This is a genomic window from Cryobacterium sp. Hz7 (assembly GCF_004402815.1).
Taxonomy (GTDB): Bacteria; Actinomycetota; Actinomycetes; order Actinomycetales; family Microbacteriaceae; genus Cryobacterium; species Cryobacterium sandaracinum.
Genome location: NZ_SOFB01000013.1, coordinates 18,538 through 38,415, shown reverse-complemented (window position 1 = coordinate 38,415; position 19,878 = coordinate 18,538). Strand labels below are relative to the sequence as shown.

Below are 19,878 nucleotides of genomic sequence, written 5' to 3'. Positions count from 1 at the left end.
TCAGGCCTCGATGGAGACGGGCGGCTTGGCGGAAAGCATCCGTTCGAGGGCGACGCGGGCGTTGCCGGCAACCTCGCCCGATACCTGGATGCGATTGAGCACCTCGGGCGCGCGGTCCGCGGTGCCGACCAGCGCTTCGAGCACCCAGGCCAGGTAGCCCGAGTGGATGCGGTACATGGTGGAGCAGGGGCAGACCACCGGGTCGAGGCAGAAGATGGTGTGCTCGGGGTGCTGTGCGGCGAGCCGCTGCACCAGGTTGATCTCGGTGCCGATGGCGAACGTGGACCCGGCCGGGGCTGCCTCGATGGCCTTCTTGATGAAGTCGGTCGAGCCGTAGGAATCGGCGGCGTCGACGACGCCCATCGGGCACTCCGGGTGCACGACCACGCGCACGTCCGGGTGCGACTGGCGGGCCGCGGTGATCTGGTCCACCGTGAAGCGCTTATGCACGCTGCAGAACCCGTGCCAGAGCACGACCTGGGCGGCCTCGAGCTCCTCGGCCGTGTTGCCGCCGAGGGCCTTGCGCGGGTTCCACATCGGCATCCGCTCGAGGGGCACCCCCATCGCCTTGGCGGTGTTGCGGCCGAGGTGCTGGTCGGGGAAGAAGAGAACGCGGCGGCCGCGGGCGAAGGCCCACTCGAGCACGGTCTCGGCGTTGGAGGAGGTGCAGACGATGCCGCCGTGCTCGCCGCAGAACGCCTTCAGCGCGGCCGAGGAATTCATGTAGGTGACCGGGATCACGGGCACGCGGCCGTCGACGCCCTGCTCGCTGCCGTAGAGGTCCTCCAGCTGTTCCCAGCAGTCGGTGACGGAGTCGATATCGGCCATATCGGCCATCGAGCAGCCGGCGGCGAGGTTGGGTAGTATGACCGCCTGCTCCGGCGTGGAAAGCAAGTCGGCGGTTTCGGCCATGAAGTGCACTCCGCAGAAGACGATCGCCTCGGCATCCGGACGGCTCTTCGTGGCCTGCGCCAGCTGGAAGGAGTCGCCCACGAAGTCCGCGTGCGCCAACACCTCCTCGCGCTGGTAAAAGTGCCCGAGGACCACGACCCGGTCGCCGAGCGTGGCCTTGGCGGTACGGATGCGGTCGCCGAGTTCCTCCGTCGACGCGCGACGGTAGACCTCGGGCAGCTCACCCTGCCGCGGTGACCCGGTGGGGATGACATCGCCCATCGACGACCCCGGGCCGTAGCCCGGCGTGCCGGAATCAAACTCCCACGGAGCGGTGAGCAGGTCGGGGCTGCACGTGCTGCCGGTGGCAGCTCCCGTGCTGATGAGTCGAATGGTCTGGTCGACCGATGCGATGGTCATGCGGTTACTCCTCGATATTCATACAAAGCGATAGTCGGACAAGCGGTGGCCAGCAGGAGGGTGCTGGGAGGAAGAGTCATGCTCAGCCGATGGCCGGCTCGAGCGCACCCGGAGTGGTGGCATGAACGGAATCGTTGTAGCGGTAGAGGCGGGGCGGCCGATGCGGTACGCCGGCTACGCGCTGGCCGGTGTCGACCACGGTGCCTGACCCCTCGATCGTGCGGCGGAAGTTGGCCGGGTCGAGGGCCTTCTGCAGCACGGCCTCATGCACCTCGCGCAGCTGCGCGAGCGTGAAGGTCTCGCCGAGGAACGCGTGCGCGATGCGGGAGTACTCCACCTTGGTGCGCAGGCGCCAGAGGGCGTATTCCACGATGAGGTTGTGGTCGAAGGCGAGCGGCGACAGGTGGTCGGCCGGAAACCACCGCACATTCTCGTCCTCGACGGCCAGCGCCGCCTCACCGGACTCGACGAGCGCCCAGTAGACGACCGAGACGACCCGGCCGCCGGGGGAACGCCCCGGATCCCCGAAGGTGTAAAGCTGCTCGAGGTACTTGGGGGTCAAGCCCGTGGTCTCGCGCAGGGCGCGCGCGGCCGCGCCGGCCAGGCGCTCATCGGCCCGCAGGCCGCCGCCGGGCAACGCCCACTGACCGAGGTAGGGTTCCCGGGTGCGGCGTACAAGCGGCAGCCACAGGGTCGAGTGGCCGGATTCCGGATCCGGCCGCAGGGCAAAAATGACCGTCGACACGGCGAGGGCCGCCTCAAGCTGGGTGTTTATTCGCGCATCCACTGTCATTCACCAAGTAAAGGTCATTGTGACTCTAACTGAATGGATTCATCTTATAGTCACTCTGACCAGAAGTCACGCCCTATGGGGCGGCGTGCGGGTCCGGTCAGCGGGCACGCGGCAGGGATGTCGGTGCAGACGCGGCAACGCGGCGAGCGTTCCTGCCGGTGAGACCCCAGATCGTGACACGGGCCATCGCCTCGGCCACGATCGCGGCACTCATCTTCGAGGAACCGACGGTGCGCTCCACGAACGTGATCGGCTTCTCGACAACGCTGAGCCCGGCCCGAACCGCATGCAGTAGCATGTCGATCTGGAAGCAGTAGCCCAGGCTCTCGACGCCGGAGAGGTCCATTCGCCGGAGGGCATGCGCCGTGAAGACGCGGTAACCGCCGGTGACGTCTCGCTGGGGCAGCCGGAGCAGCACGCGCGAGTAGACCGATCCGCCCCGCGACAGCAGACGCCGGTGCCACGGCCAGTTCCGCACCATTCCGCCCGGGACCCAGCGGGAGCCCAGCACCACATCCGCCGTCTCCGCGGCCTCGAGCAGGGTCGGCAGTTGCTCTGGCAGGTGCGATCCGTCAGCGTCGAGCTGCACCAGTCGGTCGTAGCCGCGGGAGAGCCCCCAGGCGAAGGCCTCGAGATAGGCGGCTCCGAGGCCGCTCTTCCGGGAGCGGTGCAGGGCGTGCACCTGGGAATCGGTGGCGGCCAGCGCGTCAGCCAACTGCCCCGTGCCGTCCGGGGAGGAATCATCGACGACCAGAACGTCGGCCGCCGGCACGCTCGCGCGCACCCGGGACACGATCGACGCGACGTTGCCCTGCTCGTTGTAGGTCGGGATGATGATCAGAGTCCGAGCCATGGGGCTACCTTGTCATTTCGATGATCTGCGTGCGGTTCAGCATGGTCGACTCGGCGACCGTGAACCCGAGTTGTTGCAGGATGCGGATGTTGTCCCCCCGCCTATTCTCACCGCTGGCCTGGTTCAGCAGCACCCAAACCCGGTTCGTGCCGGTAAGTCGGTCGGTCACCTGCTCCAGCGGCACAGCCACGTCCCACAAGTCGTTGGTGGCGTCGAACGGCACCGCGAGGGTTACGTCCCGCAGGCCCTCGAACGCGGCCGGGTAGAGCCGCAGGGCGAGGCGGGGCTTGCGGGAGGGCCGCACGCTCTCGTCGAAAACGACCGCGTCTCCGGGCTGCGCGCCGGCCCGCACGACCTCGGACGCCTGGCGCAGGTCACTGCCGTAGTTCTTGCCGAACTCGCCGCGCTGGTCGAGATAGGTGGGCAGCATGAGAGCCGTGATCAGGCCCAGCGCGGCGGCCTGCGGCCAGAGCGGCCGGAGGCAGGCGATCCCTATGGCGATCGCGATCGCCGCCGCCGGCGTACCCACCGACAGGTACCGCAGCGAGTACATCGGCGTGACGAGGTGCGTGCCGATCAGGAGCGCTGCGCTCGGCACGATCAGCCAGGCCAGCATGACCGCCAGGGCCGCCCTGGTTGCTGTTGGTGCGGCCCGCCGCCCGCGCACGGCGAAGACCATCACCACCGCCAGCAGGATCAGACCCCACGCCAGAACGGCCAGCGGTACGTTGCCGAACCACTGGTGCACTGCGGCGGTGAGCACGGCGATCGGCGGGCGCCGCCCGATGAAGGCGATCTGATCGCGCTGCTGGAGGCTGGCCGCCATCACGGGGGCAGCCAGGGCGAGCCCGGAGGCCGTGGCCAGGGTCCAGGCGCGAATGCCCGCCCACCTGTCGCCCTCCGGCGGTATCAGCAGCACGGCGAGGCCGAGCACCGGGATCAGCAGCAGCACAAAGAGGAAGAAGTAGATTCCCAGGGCCAGGAGCGCGGTGTAAGCCGCCCAGAGCGCGAAGCGGGTGGCGCGATCCTGATAGCGGCTCCGCAGCAGGTGCACCAGCAGAACGGTCAGCCACACCACAACGGCCGTGGCGACGGCGGCCGAACGGGCTTCGGCGCCCATGTAGGTGACCCGGGGGAGCAGAGCGAAGACGATGGCCGCGAGCACGCCGACCCGGTGGGAGATCAGGGTGCGTGCCAGCACGAAGGTGCCGGCCGTCGCGAAGCCGACGAAGAGGGCGCTCAGCCCGCGAGTCGCCAGCTCCGAAGAGCCGAAGAGGCCGATCCAGACGTGCAGCAGCAGATAATAGGCGCCGTGCACCGCGTCGACGTTGTCCAGAAGTCGGAAGAGCCCCGGCAGGGAACGTTCCGCCGACATCACGCTGGCCGCCTCGTCGCCCCAATACGAGGGCCGCCACGATCCTGCCGCCGAGACGAGGAGGCCGAGCAGCCCGAGGATCGCTGCCAGTCCTTCGGTTCGGCGCAGGGGCAGGGTCAGCGCCTCGGGGCGAACCAGGCGGGAGACCAGCGGAGGGGGAGACACGCATATACGTTAGGCCACCCCGCTGAACCCTGGAACCCAGGACCGGTACGGACCGAGGGCTACGGATGCCGCGACCCCGGCCGAGGCGTTGCCGGCGGCTAGGCTGACGCCATGATCGATCCCCTCGAGACGCGCGATCCTGCTCCCGCTGCAGCTGCAGCTGCCGGCGCTGGCTCCGGCCCTGTGGCTGCCCTGGGGGTTGCGGTGGCCCAGTTCGCCCCCGGCCGCGAGCCGGCCGTGAATCTCGCCGCCATGCGTGCCCTCGCCGAGACGGCCGTCGGCCGCGGAGCCCGGCTGGTCGTCTTCCCCGAGTACTCCTCTTTCTTCGAACCGGTCCTGGGGCCCTCTTTCGTCGCCGCGGCCGAACCTGTGGACGGCCCCTTCGTGGCCGCCCTCGCCGCGCTCGCGGTAGAACTCGGCGTGCATGTCGTGGCCGGTATGCTGGAGGCCACGGATGACCCGAGCCGCTTCTTCAACACCCTCGTCGCGGTGGATCCGGCCGGCGAACTCGTCGCGAAGTACCGCAAGCTGCACCTCTACGACGCTTTCGGCGACCGTGAATCGGACTGGGTGCGGCCTGGCGCCGTGGAGGAACCCGAGACGTTCGAGGTGGCGGGACTGCGGGTGGGACTGCAGACCTGCTTCGACATCCGTTTCCCGGAGGTGACGCGCCGCCTGGTCGACGCGGGGGCCGAACTGGTGCTGGTGCCCGCCGAGTGGGTGCGGGGACCGTTGAAGGAACAGCACTGGCGCACGCTGCTGACAGCGCGCGCCCTGGAGAACACGGTCTACGTGGCGGCCGCCGACCACGCCCCGCCAGTGGGCGTCGGCAACAGCATGGTGGTCGACCCGATGGGCGTGGAACTGGTCACCATCGGCGAGACAACGGATGTCGCCGTCGCCTGGGTGCTGTCGGAGCGCCTCACAGCCGTGCGCGCCCGCAATCCATCGCTGGCCCTGCGTCGCTTCGCGGTCGTGCCCCGCTGAGCGTGCAGCCAGCTCAGAGTTCGGTGGCGATGGTGTCCTGCGAGGCGGGCGCCGCGCGCACCGTGAACTTCTGATCCGGGCGATGACCGCGGTCGGTGCGCTCCGGATGTTCGGGTTCACCCATCGCCCGCTCCTCGCCGGTGGCCACCAGACCCTGGGAACTGTTAGCGGAACGGGTGAGCTGGGCGAGCCATAGCGGGTTGATGCTCGGCGGCTGACCGCCGGAGAACTTGAAATACAGGGGAATGGCCGGGTGCAGCCACGCGGAACTGCGACCGTTTCCGGCTTCGGCGGCGTTTCGCCACGAGAGCAGGAAGCTTTCGCCCCGGCGGAGTTTCTGTACGATCACGATCTGGAGATGCGCCAATATCCGGTCGTCGAATTCGACCGTGACCCTGTCATACGTCAACGAACCCATGGGGAGCCGCTTTCAATCGGTGGGGCTGTTCAGAGGCCGGCCGCACAGGGTGACCAGATCTCAGGACTGCTCCTCAGTTTGGTCGCTATGAACTCGCTTGACAAGGGAAACAGCCGTGCCGCGGGATCGTCCAGGACACAGCGACTACTACTGCGGGAACACGCCTGACCGGGGCAGGCATCCGTTCGGCAACAGGTGAAGCAGCGTCTCATACGGTTTCTCCACGTGCGCGAAATGCCCGGTGCCCGGCACCGTGACCAGATCGAAGCCGCGGATGACCGCGCGGAGCCTGGCCGCATCCGTCGCCGCCACGAAAATGTCGGCGTCACCCTGGGTTGCGTGCACGGCGCACTCGATCCGGGCCCAGCGATTGGCGTCGTAGGTTCCGGCGAGGTCGGATGCCACGGCGAACGCCTGCGGGCGCAGCTCGGTCGCAAGGGCCCCGATGACGCTCTCGTGCAGCAGCTCCGGTCGGCGGAACAACGGCGCCGCCAGCGTGCGCAGCAGCCCGGTGCGGTGGAGCAGGCGGATCAGACCGTGGCCGGCGCGCCCGGCCCGGGCGACGGCCCGCAGTACCGGCAGCAGGGCGCTGTACCCCGGCAGCGCGGCGAACCGGGCGACCGGGTGCCGCACGGTGTCGATCACCGAGAACGTCGTGGCCGAGACGAGGCCGACGAACGCGGTCGACCGGGTCTCGCTTGCGGCAAGTTCGAGTGCCACGAAGCCGCCGAGGGAGTGGCCGATCACGGTCCAGGAGCGGTAGCCGAGCGCCCAGGCGATCTCGGCCACCACCGCAGCGGTTGCCTCGATGGAACGAGAGGGTCCCGCCGCCGGAAGCGGCGAGTCCCCCCAGCCGGGCAGGTCGGGGATGATCAGGTCGGTCAGGCCGAGACCGGAGGCTTCGGCCGCGGCCAGCAGCGGCGTCCAGGTCGTCCAGGATCCCGCGGCGCCGTGCAGCAGGATGGTCGCGGTTTCGCTCCCGGTACGGCGGCCGTGCCGCACCGAAACCGTTGCCTGGCGCAGCCGCATGGAGCTCGTGGTCAGTCCGAAGGCCCGGGCGTCGGACGACAGAGGGAACGGGCAGTATCCGGTGCGGTCCGGGTCCTCCCGGGTCGGTGCATCCGGGGTCGGGAAGCTCCGTGGCGACGTCGTCGGCCGGGTCTCGGCGATGGTGCTCATAATGCTGGTTCGGTGCGTCGGCTCCTGTGGATTGCCCGACCGTGACGGGTGAGGGGAATGTGCGGGAGAGCAGGGCCGTTGGCCCCAGGGGGAAGCTTCTTCCCCTGTCCGAGACGGCGCACGCTCCGTCCGGCGACACCCTGACCAACAGAAAGAGCTATTCGTGAATCTTTTCTCCCCGTTGTCCCTCGGTGACCTGGAACTGCCCAACCGGCTCGTCATGGCGCCGCTGACCCGGGTTCGGTCCGGAATCGAGGGCGTTCCCGGCCCCCTCGTCGTCGAGCATTATAAGCAGCGTGCTTCGCTCGGCTTGATCGTGACCGAGGGCACCTACCCCAGCCACGCCGGTCAGGGCTTCCCCGGCCAGCCGGGGCTGGTCACCCCCGAGCAGATCGCCGGCTGGACCAACGTCGCCGACGCCGTGCACTCCGCCGGCGGGCGCCTGGTCGCCCAGGTAATGCACGCGGGCCGCGTCACCCACGAGGGCACCAACGGCGGCCGCGAGGTCGTGGCTCCCAGCGCCATCGCCATCCAGGGCGAAACCCACACCTACGCGGGAAAGGCTGCCTACCCGGTACCGCACGCCCTCACACTCGACGAACTCCCCGGCGTGATCGCGGACTTCGTGCAGGCCTCCCGTAACGCCATCGCCGCGGGACTCGACGGCGTCGAGATTCACTCCGCGAACGGTTACCTCCTGCACGAGTTCCTCTCGCCGGCCTCCAACCAGCGCGACGACATCTACGGCGGCTCCCCGCAGAACCGGGCCCGTTTCGTCGTCGAGGTCGTCACCGCGGTGGCCGAGGCGATCGGCGCCGGCCGCGTCGGCATCCGGGTCTCGCCGGAGCACAACATCCAGGATGCCCTCGAAACGGATGCCGCCGACCTTATGGCCACCTATGGCGCGCTCGCCGACGCACTCGCTCCGCTGGGCCTTGCGTACCTGAGCATCCTGCACCGCGAGCCGGCCGGCGAACTGGTGCAGCAGCTGCGTGCCCGTTTCGCTGGGCCGCTCTTGGTGAACAGTGGCTTCGGCGAGGTCACCGACCGGGACGAGGCGATGGCCATCATCGCCGACGAACTGGCGGATGCGGTCGTCGTGGGCCGTGCCGTGATCGCCAACCCCGACCTCGTGTCGCGCTGGCTCAAGGACCTGCCGCTGAACACTCCCGACCCTCTTACCTTCTACGGTGCCGGAGCCGAGGGCTACACGGACTACCCGGCACTGGCGCACTAGAACCCCTGTCGGCACCTCCAAAGCGGCGGCTGCCGGGCTGCTAACGGGCGATGATGCCGGCCAGCTGGGCGGCGGCGCGCTCAAGCACGTCCACCTTTTTACAATAGGCGAATCGCACCAGCGAGGCATACTCGGACCGGTGCCGGGCGGAGCAGAACGCGCCGATCGGAACCGCGACCACCCCGGCGAGATCGGGCAGCACCCGGCAGAACTCGGCGCCGTCAGGGTAGCCGAGCGGCGCGGCATCCGCCACGATGAAATACGACCCCTGAGGTCGACTGACCGTGAACCCCGCTTCGATCAGGCCGCTCTCGAGAACATCACGCTTGGCCTGCAGGTCGGCGGCGACACGAGCGTAGAAGGTGTCCGGCAGGTCGAGGCCCCGCGCGATCGCCGGCTGGAACGGCGCGCCGTTCACATAGGTGAGGAACTGCTTCACGGCCAGGATTGCGGTGACAAGAGCGGACGGGGCGGTAAGCCAGCCGATCTTCCAGCCGGTGGTGTTGAACGTCTTCCCACCGGAGGAGATCGTGATGGTGCGCTCGCTCGCGCCCGGAATCGTCGCGACGGGCACGTGGGCGACACCGAAGGTGAGGTGCTCGTAGACCTCGTCGGTCACGATGAGCGCGTCGTGACGGTGTGCGAGGGACACGATGAGTTCCAGGGTCTCGCGCGGCAGCACGGCCCCGGTGGGGTTGTGCGGATTGTTCACGATAATCAGTCGGGTGCGGTCCGTGATGGCGGCGCGCAGTTCGTCGGGGTCCGGCTGGAAGTCGGGCGCCCGCAGGCGCACCGTGCGATGGATGCCCCCGCCCAGCGCGATCAGGCCCCCGTAGGCGTCGTAGAACGGCTCCAGCGTGACAACCTCGTCGCCGGGGTCGAGCAGTGCGAGAACGGTTGCCGCCAGCGCCTCGGTGGCACCCGCCGTCACCAGGACCTCGGTATCCGGATCGACGGACAGGCCGTAGAACCGGTGCTGATGCCGAGCGATGGCGCCTCGCAGCACGGGCAAGCCGCGCCCCGGCGGGTACTGGTTCGCACCGTCGGAGATCGCCTGGCGTGCGGCTTCGAGAACCTCGGCAGGGCCGTCCTCGTCGGGGAATCCCTGGCCGAGGTTGATGGCGCCGGTGCGCAGGGCGAGGGCACTCATCTCCGCGAAAATGCTCGCGGCGACGGTGCCGTCCGCGGCGAGCAGGCCGGCCCCACGGGCCGTGCGTCGCCAGGCCCCGGAGATTGTCATGATGTCACCTGCATGGCTCCAAACTACGACATGTGGAAAGTTCGAGCGGGGCTGCGCCGGATGCCCTAGGTTGGCCGCATGCGGACCGTGCAGCGCGACCTCCTCGTTCTGGGCCCGCTGCTGCTGCTCGGCACACTCGCGCTGACCGGTTGCACGCCCGAACCGGTGCCCCAAGCGCCCCAGGCGTCCGAGACGACCGCGCCGACGGATGCCCCCGTCTTCGCGTCCGATGAGGAAGCTCTGGCTGCGGCCACCGAAGCCTATGCGGCGTATCTGGCTGTCATCGATATGGTGCTCGCGGATGGAGGAAAAGATACCAGTCAGCTGGTGGACGTAACTGCTGAAGAAGCCCTAAGGGCTGAAACTGATTCTGCAAACCTGTATACGGACAATGGCTATAGATCGGTCGGGTCGACAGCCTTTGATTCCGTTCAACTGCAGTCCATCAAAGATGATGGCCGCGGTCACACCGCTGTGACTGCGTACCTTTGCTCTGATGTCACCCGAGTGGACGTTGTTGACAGTACAGGTGCCTCCGTTGTCCCCAATGATCGCGTCGACAGATTCCCCCTCACGATCACCTTTCAAAATTCGAGTGCTGCATCAAATGATCTAACGATCACATCGAGTGAGTCATGGTCCGGCAAAAACTACTGCTAGGGGTCGCGGCGACTGCCCTACTCGCCCTGTTTCTTGTCTCCGAAGATAAACTAGCCAGCGCGGCTACTAGTCAATGCACGCAAGGTGAGCTGCGGGCCGGCCTTTGTTCGCCACCAGAAGTATCCGGACACATCAACAACGGCGGGGTGGACCTTTCTGCGGGGTACGAGACCGGCGGGGGACAGGGGTCCGGGAACGAAGCCGGTGGCGGAGCGGGATCCGGGGCGGGCGGGTCCGGTTCCGGCAGCGGCAGCGGCAACGCCGGTGGCGGCCAAGTCGGTGCAGCACCCGTCGTCGATCCGCTGGCGTTCGTGCGCGACGACTTCACGGTCAACTGCATTCCGGGGTCGCCGTGCGACCCGAACCTCGTGGTGAGGGTTAGTGATCTGGTCAACTTCCAGCCCGCGGCGCCGTCCCAGACGATGGAACCGCGCGGCTGGAGCGTGGCGGGTTTGCCCGCGAACTTCATCGCGTCGGCATCCGAGCACTCCCGTACCGGCGCCTTGCTGGGATATCCGGCGGAGGTTCATTTCACCCCGGTCGGCTACCGCTGGTCCTACGGCGACGGTGCCCAGGCAAGCACGAACTCGGGCGGCGCGACCTGGGCGGCACTGGGCCTCCCGGAATTCTCCGACACCGCCACCAGCCACGCGTTCGCCAGTCCGGGAAGCTATGCCGTGGTCGTCGCGGTGGTGTACTCGGCCGAGTATCGCTTCGCGGGCCTTGCCTGGCGGCCGGTGCAGGGTACGCTGTCGACCTCGGCCAGCCCGCTCGGCGTGATCGTGGGGGATGCTCAGACGTTGCTCGTCAACCGCGAGTGCACGACAAACCCGGCTGGTCCGGGTTGCTAACTATGTTGATCGACCCGGCACCGCTCAAGTCACGGCGTCGTCATTGAATGCTCCCAGGCTGCACAGATCATTCGTTCAGGTTCAGGCGTCAAGGTGGAAACGCTTGGAAGGAGCACACCATGACCGACAATCCGCAGGCACCCGGCACCACTCCCGATCCCGACGACGCAGTCCCATTCGAAGTCAATGCGGCCGGCGAGGCTTCCGCCACGGCCCAGCCCTCTGCGGATCACTCCTCCGGCGACGCCCCCGGCGACGAGAAGCCGACCGAGGTCATCCCCGACACAGTTTCCGCCTCTGAGCAGTCGCCGGCCCAGCCCACCGCGGCCCAGCCCACCTCCGCCTCGGCCGCGCCCGCGCGCGCGTACGCCACGGATTCCTTCGGTCGCCCGGTCGCGGAAAGCACCACCTCGAATCCCTACGCGCCGAATACCCAGCCGCAGTCCTACGCCCGTCAGAACGGGTACGCCGCCGACCAGCCCGGCGGCCCGCGCACGCAGCCCCGCCGCTCGGGTAATATCGCCCTGATCGCGGCCCTCGCCATCGGCGCTCTAGTCGGAGGGGCATCCGGCGCCGGCGTCACGGCCTTCGTGGTCACCAACCAGACCGTCGGAATCCCGACCAGCCAGGCCGACGGCCCCAGCACGGTCGTGGTCAACAACACCGACAGCGTCAACCAGATCACGGCGGTCGCCGCCAAGGCCACGCCCAGTGTCGTCACCATCGCCGCCTCAGACGGCAGCTCCGGCGGAACCGGTTCCGGCGTCATCCTGTCCGAAGACGGCTACATTCTCACGAACACGCACGTCGTCACCCTCGACGGCGCCGCAGCCGACGCCAGCATTCAGGTCACCGCCAGTGACGGCAAGCTCTACGCCGCCACCATTGTCGGCACCGACCCGGTTTCCGACCTCGCCGTGATCAAGCTGGACGGTGCGAGCGGCCTGACGCCGATCAAATGGGCCGATTCCGGCAAGCTCAACGTCGGCGACAGCGCCATCGCGATCGGCGCACCGCTCGGCCTCTCCGGCAGCGTCACCGACGGCATCGTCAGCGCACTGAACCGCAGCATCTCCATCGCCTCCTCGGCTGCCCCGTCGACACCCGAGAACTCCGCACCCGACGAAGAGCAGAGCCCGTTCTTTTTCGACCTTCCCGACCAGAACGGCGGCGCGGCCCAGGCTCCCTCCACCGGCAGCATCTCACTCTCGGTCATCCAGACGGATGCCGCGATAAACCCCGGCAACTCCGGCGGAGCCCTGCTCAACGCCAAGGGCGAGCTGATCGGCATCAACGTCGCCATCGCCAGCGCGGGCGGCGACTCGGCGGCCGCCGGCAGCATCGGCGTGGGCTTCTCCATCCCGTCGAACCTGGCCAAGCGTATCTCCGACGAACTGATCGCCACCGGCACGGCCAGCCACGGTCTGCTCGGCGCCAGTGTCACCAGCGCCGCCGGCAGCCCGGAGAGCGCCACCGTCGGCGCCCTGATCAGCGAGGTCTCGGCGGGCGGTGCAGCGGAGAAGGCCGGACTGCGAAAGGGCGACATCGTCACCAACCTCAACGATCTACCCATCACTGACGCGAACGACCTCACCGCCCAGGTGCGCGCTCTCGCGGCCGGCGAGACGGCCGACCTCACCTTTGTGCGCGATGGAAAGTCGGCCACGGTATCCGTCACGGTCGGCGCACTCTCCAGCTGACCACTCGCTCCTTCCAGAGAACAACAGCTGCGCCGCCGGTGATCCACCGGCGGCGCAGCTGTCGTTTGTGGCCCCGATGCAGGCAGGAAACACCCGGCTGGTAGGCTCTTACCTCCCGCCAGAAGAATGGAACTATGACCAGCCAGGATCCCTCTTCCGGAGCCGCATCCCTGCTCGGGGTTTCCTATGTGATGCCGGTGCTGAATGACGTCACCCATGTGCGCGCCGCCGTGACCAGTCTGCTCCGCCAGGATTACTCGGGGCCTTTCGAGGTCACCCTGGCCCTCGGCCCGAGCATCGACGGCACAACCGAACTGGTTGAGGAGATGGCCGCGGTCGATCCGCGCATCCGCATCGTGGCGAACGAGATCGGCTCCACTCCGGCAGGCCTCAACACGGCTATCCGTGCCTCGCAGTACGCGTTCGTCATTCGCGTCGACGCCCATTCGGTGCTGCCGCCGGACTACGCCCGCATCGCCGTGGAGACCCTTGAGCGCACCGGCGCCGACAATGTCGGCGGCGTCATGGACGCCCAGGGCGAGAGCCCGTTCCAGAAAGCCGTCGCGCGCGCTTATGGCACGAAGATCGGCCTCGGCGGCACTCCCCTGCACATCGGCGGCCCGGAGGGCCCCGCGGAAACCGTCTACCTGGGCTGTTTTCGGATGGGCAGCATCGTGCGCGTCGGCCTCTTCGACGAGGGCATCAAGCGCGGCCAGGACTGGGAACTCAACCGCCGCCTGCGCGACCAGGGCGGCATCGTCTGGTTCACACCTCGGCTCCGGGTCGTCTATCGGCCCCGGCCGAGTCTGGCCCGGCTGGCCCGGCAGATGGTGTCCACCGGCCTCTGGCGAGGGGAACTCGCCCGCCGATATCCCGAGGACAACGGCATCCGTTACTTCGCCCCGCCCGTAATGGTCCTGGGTGTCACTGTCGGCACTCTGGCCGGGCTGGCCGGCCTGGTTCAGCTCCTCACCGGGGCGAACCCGTGGTTGCTGCTCGGTTTTCTGATTCCCGCCGCCTACCTGGGGCTCGTCGCCGTGGCCACGGCCCTGGTGACCCGGCCGGACGGGTTTCGTGCCGGGCTGTGGTTTCTCGTAGTCTTGCCCTGCATTCACTTCTACTGGGGGATCGGCTTCCTGCTCGGGTTTCTGAAATTCACCACCAACATCACGGCCCATACCGGAAGGCACCAATGACGTCAGCGAATCCCGCGGCGACTCGACCCTCCTCAATCGCCGAGCTGCGCCACGTGGCCCAGCCGCCGGAAGTTCGGCTGCGGGCGAACGCCGAGCACTGGACGGCGTCGCTCTACCTGCGCGACATCTCCCCGTATCTGACCTGGATACTTCTGAAGACCTCAATTTCGGCGAACGGCGTCACCGGCCTGATGATCCTGGTCGGCTGGTCCACGGCGGCCGCGCTGCTCATTCCCGGCATCTGGGGTGCGATGCTCGCCCTCCTGCTTGGGCAGCTGCAGATGTTGGTCGACTGCTCCGACGGCGAGGTCGCCCGCTGGCGCCGGCAGTCCTCCCCGGCCGGCGTGTTCCTCGACAAGGTCGGGCACTACACGACAGAGGCCCTCATCCCGATCGCGTTCGGGATCCGGTGCGCCTTCTACCCGTTCGAGGCCCCCGCCGACTTCCTGTGGACCACGCTCGCACTGCTACTCGCCCTCGTCATCGTGCTGAACAAGGCCCTCAACGACATGGTGCACGTGGCCCGCGCGAACGCCGGCCTGACCAAACTCGCCGATCGCAAGCACGAGCAGACCCCGACGTCGAGCTTCATCGCCCGCGCCCGCCGCCTGGCCCGGTTCCTCCCGTTCCACCGGCTGTACCACTCGGTCGAACTGACCATGCTGATCTTCGTCGCCGCGGTCGTCGGCAGCTTCCTCGGCGAGCCGGCGGTCGACCGGTTCGTGCTGGTCGTGCTCGTCCCGCTGGCCTTCCTCTCACTGGTGGGCCACTTCGTGGCCATCATGGCGTCCAAGCGTGTCCGGTCCTAGCGCTTCACCGGTCGGGCCCGCCCTGCCGACAGTGGGGGTCGTGCTGCTCACCCAGGGCACCCGTCCCGACGACCTTGCCCGCGGCATCCGCAGTCTGCTGGCCCAGCAGGGAGTTCTCCTGGACATCGTGTGCGTGGGCAATGGCTGGCAGCCGACCGGGCTGCCGGACCAGGTGAAGACGCTCGGCCTGCCCGAGAACCTGGGCATTCCGGCCGGCCGCAACCGCGGGGTCTCCCGCGTCGCGGGCGAGTTTCTCTTCTTCCTCGACGACGACGCCAGCATCCCGGACCCGCACTTTCTGCGAGATGCCATCGGCGTGCTGCGGGCGGATTCGACCATCGGCCTCCTGCAGCCCCGAGTGGTCGACCCGGCCGGGATCGTGTCGCCGAGACGCTGGATTCCGCGCATCCGCAAGGGCGAAGCCACACACTCCAGCAACGTCTTCTCGGTCTGGGAGGGTGCCGTGCTGCTACCCCGGGCCGCCTTCGACGCCACCGGGGGCTGGGCCGAGCCGTTCTTCTACGCCCATGAGGGCATCGAGCTGGCCTGGCGTGTCTGGGACCTGGGCCTGCGCGCCTGGTACGCCGGCGAGCTGGAAGCGAATCATCCCGTGATCGCGCCCACCCGGCACGCCGACTACTACCGATTGAACGCCCGCAACCGGGTCTGGCTGGCCCGCCGCAACCTTCCGGTCCTGCTCGTGCCCGTCTACGCCGGGTCCTGGCTTCTGATCCAGGTACTGCGCTGGGCTCGAAATCCGGGCGCGCTGCGCGCCTGGCTCACCGGTTTCCGCGAGGGGTGGACCACCGACCCGGGGGAGCGGCGTCCCCTCAGGGCGCGCACGGTGTGGCGGATGACGCTGGCCGGACGGCCGCCCATCGTCTAACGATTCCGTCGTCACGTCCCCTTAGGGGAGCCAGCGGCGCTCGGTTGAGTGGCATCGTCGGTACTCTTGACGGGTGGGTATTCAACGAGACGTCAGGCTTGGGCTCAAGCTGGTCAGGGACGTCACGGCGTCCCGCAAGGCACAGCGGCTGCTGAACGGGCGGCTGTCCACGCGTGAGCCGCTGCCCCGGAATCACTTCAAGATCGCGGTCTACTTCGCCGACGGCGACGTCAATCTGTACCAGATGCGGCAGTGGTACAAGCCGCTCGCGAAGCTCGCCGAGACCTGGCCCGTCCTGGTGCTGAGCCGCAGCGGGGCAGGTGCCCTGCCGCTGATCGATGAGTCCCCGCTCCCGGTTGCCTACGTTCGCCGGGTCGTCGACCTCGAGCAGGTGCTGGCCCAGCAGGACATCCGGATCGTGTTCTACGTGAACCAGAACACCCGCAACTTCCAAATGATGCGCTACGGGGGCCGCTGGCACGTTTTCATCAACCACGGTGAGAGCGACAAAATGTACATGGTCACGAACCAGATCAAGGCCTACGACTACGCCTTCGTCGCCGGCGACGCCGCGATCGCCCGTCTCGACAAGGTGCTTTGGGACTACGACTTCGACAAGCGCGCACTGAAGATCGGCCGCCCCCAGGCCGACTTCTACTCCGGCGCGACGCCGTTCGCCCCGGACGAGCGCCAGGTCATCCTCTACGCTCCGACCTGGGAAGGCGACCGGCCAGCCGCCGCCTACGGCTCGATCGCGTCCCACGGCGTTGCCCTGGTGACGTCACTGCTGGCCTCGGGCCGGCACCGCGTGATCTACCGCCCGCACCCCCGCAGCGGCGTGGTGAGCAGCGAGTACGGCGCGGCGAACAAGACCATCATCGCGGCCATCGCGACGGCGAATGCGCGCGATGCCTCGGCCCGGCACATCTACGACGCGAGCCCCGACCTGGGCTGGCAGTTGTCGGCAGCGGATGTCGCCATCGTCGACATCTCGGCGATGGTCTACGACCGTCTGGCCTCGGGCAAGGCCCTGATGGTGACCCGCCCGGTCGACCCGGCCGCTCAGATCGACTCAGGCGGCTATCTCTCCGACTGCGAGTGGCTGAACGTCGACGATGCGGGAAGTATCCTCGGCGTGCTCGACGATCTCACCCATGACAGCGAGGCCCATGACCGGCTCAAGATCTGGGTCGAGCGTTACTTCGGCGACACCGGTCCCGGAGTCGCCACGGAGCGTTTCCACGCCGCTGTGGCGCACCTGATGGACGAGTGGGAGCGCTTCGACACATCCCACCCGCAGGCCGTGAGCCTGGAAGTGGTCGAACCAGCCATCGACGCTCCGACGGACGAGGTCAGCGACGTCGAGAAGCTCTAGTCTGCACGGGGCGGTGTCGGCATTGTCGGGTGCGGTGCTCCGGGCATCCGTCGCCGGGGGGACAGCCGGCCGGACAGGCCGGTCAGGGACAGCCGGGTGATCCCCGGGATGCGGCGGGCCGGCGATTCCCGAACGACGATCCGCACCCGGGGGTCCAGTTCCTCGCGGAAACCGACCGGCGGCTGGCCGAACGCGAGCCGCGACGAGTGAACGACCCGCGAGCCCAGGATGTGGTTGCCCGCACCCCCGATGATGGCGCCCACACCGAACGGCAGGGCCTTGCCGATGAAGCTGGCGCCGCCCCTGGCGGCGAACTGCCGGATGAAGCTGCTCTTCAGCCGATCGGTCAGCGGTCCCATGATGGCCCGGGGAATGCTGGTCGTGATGAGTTCGCCCCAGTAAGCGGCGCGCGGGACGCCGGAGCCGGAGACCTGGCCGGCCAGCTGGCGCACCAGGTCTGAGCCTTCGCGGCCGAGCATCATCGTCATCACCAGAGCGCGTGCCCGCTCGGGGTCCTCGACCGTGATGCCGTGCACCTCGCTCACCGACTGCGTGAACAGGGCGGTGGCCTCGAGGAACCCGGCCGTCTCCACGCCAGAGATGGCCAGGGTGACGGCGGTGCCGACCCCCGGGATGACCGCCGTCGCGCCGACCGCGGCACCCCCGGTGGTGACGGCGGCGAGGTAACGCCGCTCCAGGATCCGGATGATCTCCACGGGCGACGCCTGTGGGGAACGGCGGCGCACGGAACGGATGTGCGCGAGCACGGCAGGACGGTGAATCGCCATCACGCGGTCGAAGCCCGTGACGATCCCGGTGGGGAGCTGGCCGCCTTTCGGCAGGCCACCCGTCTCGGAAATAATCGGCTTGGTTTTTTTGGCCATCAGAGTGCCCTCCGTCAGTGTCCCAATGAGTTTACGTGCCCCGGCTGGGTGCCACTGGCGGAAAACTCGGTGCGCGCCTATACAAGGAGAATGCCTGAGCCGAAGTCAGAAGCATCCCGAATCCTCGGTGTTCGCCTGCGTCGTCGGCGGCGCCAGCTGTCCCTCAATCAGGAGGCCGTCGCCCACCTGGCCGGCCTCAACGTGTCCAACTACGCGCGGATCGACCGGGGACTTGGCAACCCCACTTTCCATACCCTGATCCGGCTTGCCACAGTGCTCGGCATTGAGCCGGGCGATCTGATGACCGGGTTCAATTCCGCTCAACTGCCGCCCTCCCGGGACGGCCTGGAAGATCCGGATGCCGTGATGGCCTCGGCCCGTTAGGCCGGCTTGATCCCGTATTGCGAGTTGTAGAGCGCCAGCACCTCGGTGATGGGGGCATCCAGAACCAGCGCACCCTTGTCAAGGTAGAGGCCTCGGGTGCAGAAGCGCTTGAGGTCCCGCTCGTTGTGGGACACGAAGAACAGAGTTCGCCCACCGGCGAGCAGTTCCTCGATCCGCCGGTAGCACTTTTCCCGGAACGCCTTGTCGCCGACGGCGAGCACCTCGTCCACGAGCAGGATGGGCTCCTCGAGCCGGGAAATCACGGCGAACGCGATGCGCACCTTCATACCACTGGACAGGTGCTTGTAGGGCGTGTCGACGAAGTCGGCGATCTCCGCGAAGGCGATGATCTCGTCGAAGCGCGCCGCGATCTGCTTCTTCGTCATCCCGTGCAGGCCCGCGGTCAGGTAGACGTTCTCGCGCACAGTGAGGTCGTCCACGAAGCCACCCGTGATCTCGATCAGCGGGGCCACACCCTCGGTCACGCGCACCGAGCCCTCGTCGGGCAGCACGACGCCGGTGACCAGCTTCAACAGGGTCGACTTGCCCTGCCCGTTGCGACCGACCACGCCGATCGCCTCGCCGCGCTGCACCGTGAACGCAACGTTCCGCAGCGCCCAGAATTCGTTCGGGCGGATGCGCCGCCTCCGGGCGGCGAACAGGTCCTTGAACGAGCGCCGACCGCGTCGATTGCGGCGGAAACGGATGCCGACACCCGTGAGGGTGATCACCGGTGCCGACACTAGATCTCCTTCAGGACGGCGCGCTCGGTGCGCGTGAAGACAACCAGGCCGGCGACAAGAAAGAGGACCGACATCAGCGCGCTGATCAGCACGAGATTCCAATCGAGCTGCTCGGGGAAGAACGCGGCCCGGTACAGGCTGAACAGGCCGCTGAGCGGATTGAAGCCGGCCCAGAACTGCAGTTCCGTGGGCAGGTCCGCGGTGCCATAGATGATCGGCGATGCGTAGAACAGGAAGCGGAGGATGAGCTTCACGGCCCGCTCAAGGTCGCGGAAGAAGACCACGAGGGGAGCGACGATCAGCCCGATCCCTGCGGTCAGGATCGTCTGAAGCAGGATCGCGAGGGCGAAGAGGGCCGCACCCGCGCTGAGTTCAGCCCCGGAGATGAGTGCGAACAGCAGAAGCACCGGGATGGACGCCACAAACTCGATGCCCTTGGACAGCACGAGCCGGTTCACCCAGATCGTGCGGGGTATTCGGGTGGACCGAATCAGCTTCGCTTCGCGCAGGAACGCGCGCGTGCAATCGGACACGGTGCCGTTGAACCACATCCACGGCAGCAGCGCCGACAGCAGGAAGACGATATACGGTTCGTTGCCCACCGTGCGCTGGAAAACCTGGGTGAAGACGAACCAGTAGATACCGGCCATGACCAGAGGGTCGAGAATCGACCAGAAGTAACCGAGCAGCGACGTCGAGTAGCGCACCCGCAGATCCCGCTGCGTGAGCAACCAGAGGGAATGACGGTACCTGGCGAAAGACGTGCGCTGCTCAGGGCGCACTTCCGCATATCTACTCACGCGCTCTATCGTAGGGGCGCGGCGCGCGCCCC

General features: G+C 67.9%; 20 protein-coding genes. 10 read left to right on the top strand and 10 right to left on the bottom strand.

Features of this window, described 5'->3' with window-relative positions; translation table 11 throughout:
* The 4 genes from nadA to E3N86_RS02970 all read right to left on the bottom strand — a co-directional run bounded on the left by nadA (window position 1) and on the right by E3N86_RS02970 (window position 4,497).
* Window positions 1-1,311, bottom strand: a complete 1,311-nt coding sequence (gene nadA / locus E3N86_RS02985; RefSeq protein ID WP_134342944.1) for a quinolinate synthase NadA — start codon at window positions 1,309-1,311, stop codon at window positions 1-3.
* Window positions 1,312-1,393: 82 nt separating this feature from the next.
* Window positions 1,394-2,104, bottom strand: a complete 711-nt coding sequence (locus E3N86_RS02980) for an NUDIX domain-containing protein (RefSeq protein ID WP_134342945.1) — start codon at window positions 2,102-2,104, stop codon at window positions 1,394-1,396.
* Window positions 2,105-2,201: 97 nt separating this feature from the next.
* Entirely contained in the window at window positions 2,202-2,957 is a 756-nt protein-coding gene (locus E3N86_RS02975; protein ID WP_134511301.1) for a polyprenol monophosphomannose synthase, read from the bottom strand.
* 4 nt (window positions 2,958-2,961) lie between these two features.
* Window positions 2,962-4,497 carry a glycosyltransferase family 39 protein gene (locus E3N86_RS02970; RefSeq protein ID WP_134511300.1) on the bottom strand — a complete coding sequence of 512 codons (1,536 nt, stop codon included), beginning with the start codon at window positions 4,495-4,497 and terminating at the stop codon, window positions 2,962-2,964.
* A gap of 111 nt (window positions 4,498-4,608) precedes the next feature.
* On the opposite strand from E3N86_RS02970, the gene E3N86_RS02965 reads away from it, so the two are divergent.
* Window positions 4,609-5,484 carry a carbon-nitrogen hydrolase family protein gene (locus E3N86_RS02965; protein ID WP_134511299.1) on the top strand — a complete coding sequence of 292 codons (876 nt, stop codon included), beginning with the start codon at window positions 4,609-4,611 and terminating at the stop codon, window positions 5,482-5,484.
* A gap of 13 nt (window positions 5,485-5,497) precedes the next feature.
* On the opposite strand, the gene E3N86_RS02960 is transcribed toward E3N86_RS02965, so the two are convergent.
* Together E3N86_RS02960 and E3N86_RS02955 are read right to left on the bottom strand one after the other, a co-directional pair.
* Entirely contained in the window at window positions 5,498-5,902 is a 405-nt protein-coding gene (locus E3N86_RS02960) for an ATP-dependent DNA ligase (protein ID WP_233191304.1), read from the bottom strand.
* 147 nt (window positions 5,903-6,049) lie between these two features.
* Window positions 6,050-7,081: an alpha/beta fold hydrolase gene (locus E3N86_RS02955; protein ID WP_158250232.1), complete on the bottom strand. Its 1,032-nt coding sequence runs from the start codon at window positions 7,079-7,081 to the stop codon at window positions 6,050-6,052.
* Window positions 7,082-7,244: 163 nt separating this feature from the next.
* Here E3N86_RS02955 and E3N86_RS02950 point away from each other — a divergent pair, with 163 nt between their 5' ends.
* Window positions 7,245-8,318, top strand: a complete 1,074-nt coding sequence (locus E3N86_RS02950) for an alkene reductase (RefSeq protein ID WP_134511298.1) — start codon at window positions 7,245-7,247, stop codon at window positions 8,316-8,318.
* 40 nt (window positions 8,319-8,358) lie between these two features.
* Here the strand turns inward: E3N86_RS02950 and E3N86_RS02945 are convergent, their stop codons facing one another.
* A complete protein-coding gene (locus E3N86_RS02945; RefSeq protein WP_134511297.1) occupies window positions 8,359-9,558 on the bottom strand; it encodes an aminotransferase class I/II-fold pyridoxal phosphate-dependent enzyme in 1,200 nt (399 codons plus the stop codon).
* Window positions 9,559-9,636: 78 nt separating this feature from the next.
* On the opposite strand from E3N86_RS02945, the gene E3N86_RS02940 reads away from it, so the two are divergent.
* The 7 genes from E3N86_RS02940 (at window position 9,637) to E3N86_RS02910 (ending at window position 17,035) form a co-directional block, all read left to right on the top strand.
* Complete coding sequence (locus tag E3N86_RS02940) at window positions 9,637-10,218, top strand: hypothetical protein (protein WP_134511296.1); 582 nt, start codon at window positions 9,637-9,639, stop codon at window positions 10,216-10,218.
* 146 nt (window positions 10,219-10,364) lie between these two features.
* Window positions 10,365-11,069 (top strand): hypothetical protein, encoded by a 705-nt coding sequence (locus E3N86_RS02935; protein ID WP_134511295.1) that lies wholly within the window; start codon window positions 10,365-10,367, stop codon window positions 11,067-11,069.
* A 119-nt stretch (window positions 11,070-11,188) separates the two neighbouring features.
* Window positions 11,189-12,769: a S1C family serine protease gene (locus E3N86_RS02930; RefSeq protein ID WP_134511294.1), complete on the top strand. Its 1,581-nt coding sequence runs from the start codon at window positions 11,189-11,191 to the stop codon at window positions 12,767-12,769.
* Between the two features lie 134 nt (window positions 12,770-12,903).
* Entirely contained in the window at window positions 12,904-13,965 is a 1,062-nt protein-coding gene (locus E3N86_RS02925) for a glycosyltransferase family 2 protein (protein ID WP_241985924.1), read from the top strand.
* Window positions 13,962-14,774 carry a CDP-alcohol phosphatidyltransferase family protein gene (locus E3N86_RS02920; protein ID WP_134511293.1) on the top strand — a complete coding sequence of 271 codons (813 nt, stop codon included), beginning with the start codon at window positions 13,962-13,964 and terminating at the stop codon, window positions 14,772-14,774. The genes E3N86_RS02925 and E3N86_RS02920 overlap by 4 nt, the downstream gene beginning before the upstream one ends.
* Window positions 14,761-15,660, top strand: coding sequence for a glycosyltransferase family 2 protein (locus E3N86_RS02915; protein WP_104100224.1), 900 nt, complete (start codon window positions 14,761-14,763; stop codon window positions 15,658-15,660). Before E3N86_RS02920 ends, E3N86_RS02915 begins: the two co-directional genes overlap by 14 nt.
* 73 nt (window positions 15,661-15,733) lie before the next feature.
* Window positions 15,734-17,035, top strand: a complete 1,302-nt coding sequence (locus E3N86_RS02910) for a hypothetical protein (protein ID WP_104100223.1) — start codon at window positions 15,734-15,736, stop codon at window positions 17,033-17,035.
* On the opposite strand, the gene E3N86_RS02905 is transcribed toward E3N86_RS02910, so the two are convergent.
* Window positions 17,032-17,919 (bottom strand): hypothetical protein, encoded by an 888-nt coding sequence (locus E3N86_RS02905; RefSeq protein WP_241985923.1) that lies wholly within the window; start codon window positions 17,917-17,919, stop codon window positions 17,032-17,034. The two genes, E3N86_RS02910 and E3N86_RS02905, sit on opposite strands and share 4 nt — an antisense overlap.
* Before the next feature lie 90 nt (window positions 17,920-18,009).
* Between E3N86_RS02905 and E3N86_RS02900 the strand changes: the two genes are divergently transcribed.
* A complete protein-coding gene (locus tag E3N86_RS02900) occupies window positions 18,010-18,303 on the top strand; it encodes a helix-turn-helix domain-containing protein (RefSeq protein WP_104100222.1) in 294 nt (97 codons plus the stop codon).
* Here E3N86_RS02900 and E3N86_RS02895 read toward each other — a convergent pair.
* Window positions 18,300-19,046 carry an ABC transporter ATP-binding protein gene (locus tag E3N86_RS02895; protein WP_104100221.1) on the bottom strand — a complete coding sequence of 249 codons (747 nt, stop codon included), beginning with the start codon at window positions 19,044-19,046 and terminating at the stop codon, window positions 18,300-18,302. The two genes, E3N86_RS02900 and E3N86_RS02895, sit on opposite strands and share 4 nt — an antisense overlap.
* The gene (locus tag E3N86_RS02890) at window positions 19,046-19,846 is read right to left on the bottom strand and encodes an ABC transporter permease (RefSeq protein WP_233191298.1); all 801 of its coding nucleotides are present in this window, start codon (window positions 19,844-19,846) and stop codon (window positions 19,046-19,048) included. The genes E3N86_RS02895 and E3N86_RS02890 overlap by 1 nt, the downstream gene beginning before the upstream one ends.
* Window positions 19,847-19,878: the final 32 nt, after the last annotated feature.

Excerpts from the sequence above, each read along its gene's own strand:
- nadA (WP_134342944.1), bottom strand. The coding sequence starts at position 1,311 with ATGACCATCGCATCGGTCGACCAGACCATTCGACTCATCAGCACGGGA.
- E3N86_RS02980 (WP_134342945.1), bottom strand. The coding sequence starts at position 2,104 with ATGACAGTGGATGCGCGAATAAACACCCAGCTTGAGGCGGCCCTCGCC.
- E3N86_RS02975 (WP_134511301.1), bottom strand. The coding sequence starts at position 2,957 with ATGGCTCGGACTCTGATCATCATCCCGACCTACAACGAGCAGGGCAAC.
- E3N86_RS02965 (WP_134511299.1), top strand. The coding sequence starts at position 4,609 with ATGATCGATCCCCTCGAGACGCGCGATCCTGCTCCCGCTGCAGCTGCA.
- E3N86_RS02960 (WP_233191304.1), bottom strand. The coding sequence starts at position 5,902 with ATGGGTTCGTTGACGTATGACAGGGTCACGGTCGAATTCGACGACCGG.
- E3N86_RS02955 (WP_158250232.1), bottom strand. The coding sequence starts at position 7,081 with ATGAGCACCATCGCCGAGACCCGGCCGACGACGTCGCCACGGAGCTTC.
- E3N86_RS02945 (WP_134511297.1), bottom strand. The coding sequence starts at position 9,558 with ATGACAATCTCCGGGGCCTGGCGACGCACGGCCCGTGGGGCCGGCCTG.
- E3N86_RS02940 (WP_134511296.1), top strand. The coding sequence starts at position 9,637 with ATGCGGACCGTGCAGCGCGACCTCCTCGTTCTGGGCCCGCTGCTGCTG.
- E3N86_RS02930 (WP_134511294.1), top strand. The coding sequence starts at position 11,189 with ATGACCGACAATCCGCAGGCACCCGGCACCACTCCCGATCCCGACGAC.
- E3N86_RS02925 (WP_241985924.1), top strand. The coding sequence starts at position 12,904 with ATGACCAGCCAGGATCCCTCTTCCGGAGCCGCATCCCTGCTCGGGGTT.
- E3N86_RS02920 (WP_134511293.1), top strand. The coding sequence starts at position 13,962 with ATGACGTCAGCGAATCCCGCGGCGACTCGACCCTCCTCAATCGCCGAG.
- E3N86_RS02905 (WP_241985923.1), bottom strand. The coding sequence starts at position 17,919 with ATGGCCAAAAAAACCAAGCCGATTATTTCCGAGACGGGTGGCCTGCCG.
- E3N86_RS02900 (WP_104100222.1), top strand. The coding sequence starts at position 18,010 with ATGCCTGAGCCGAAGTCAGAAGCATCCCGAATCCTCGGTGTTCGCCTG.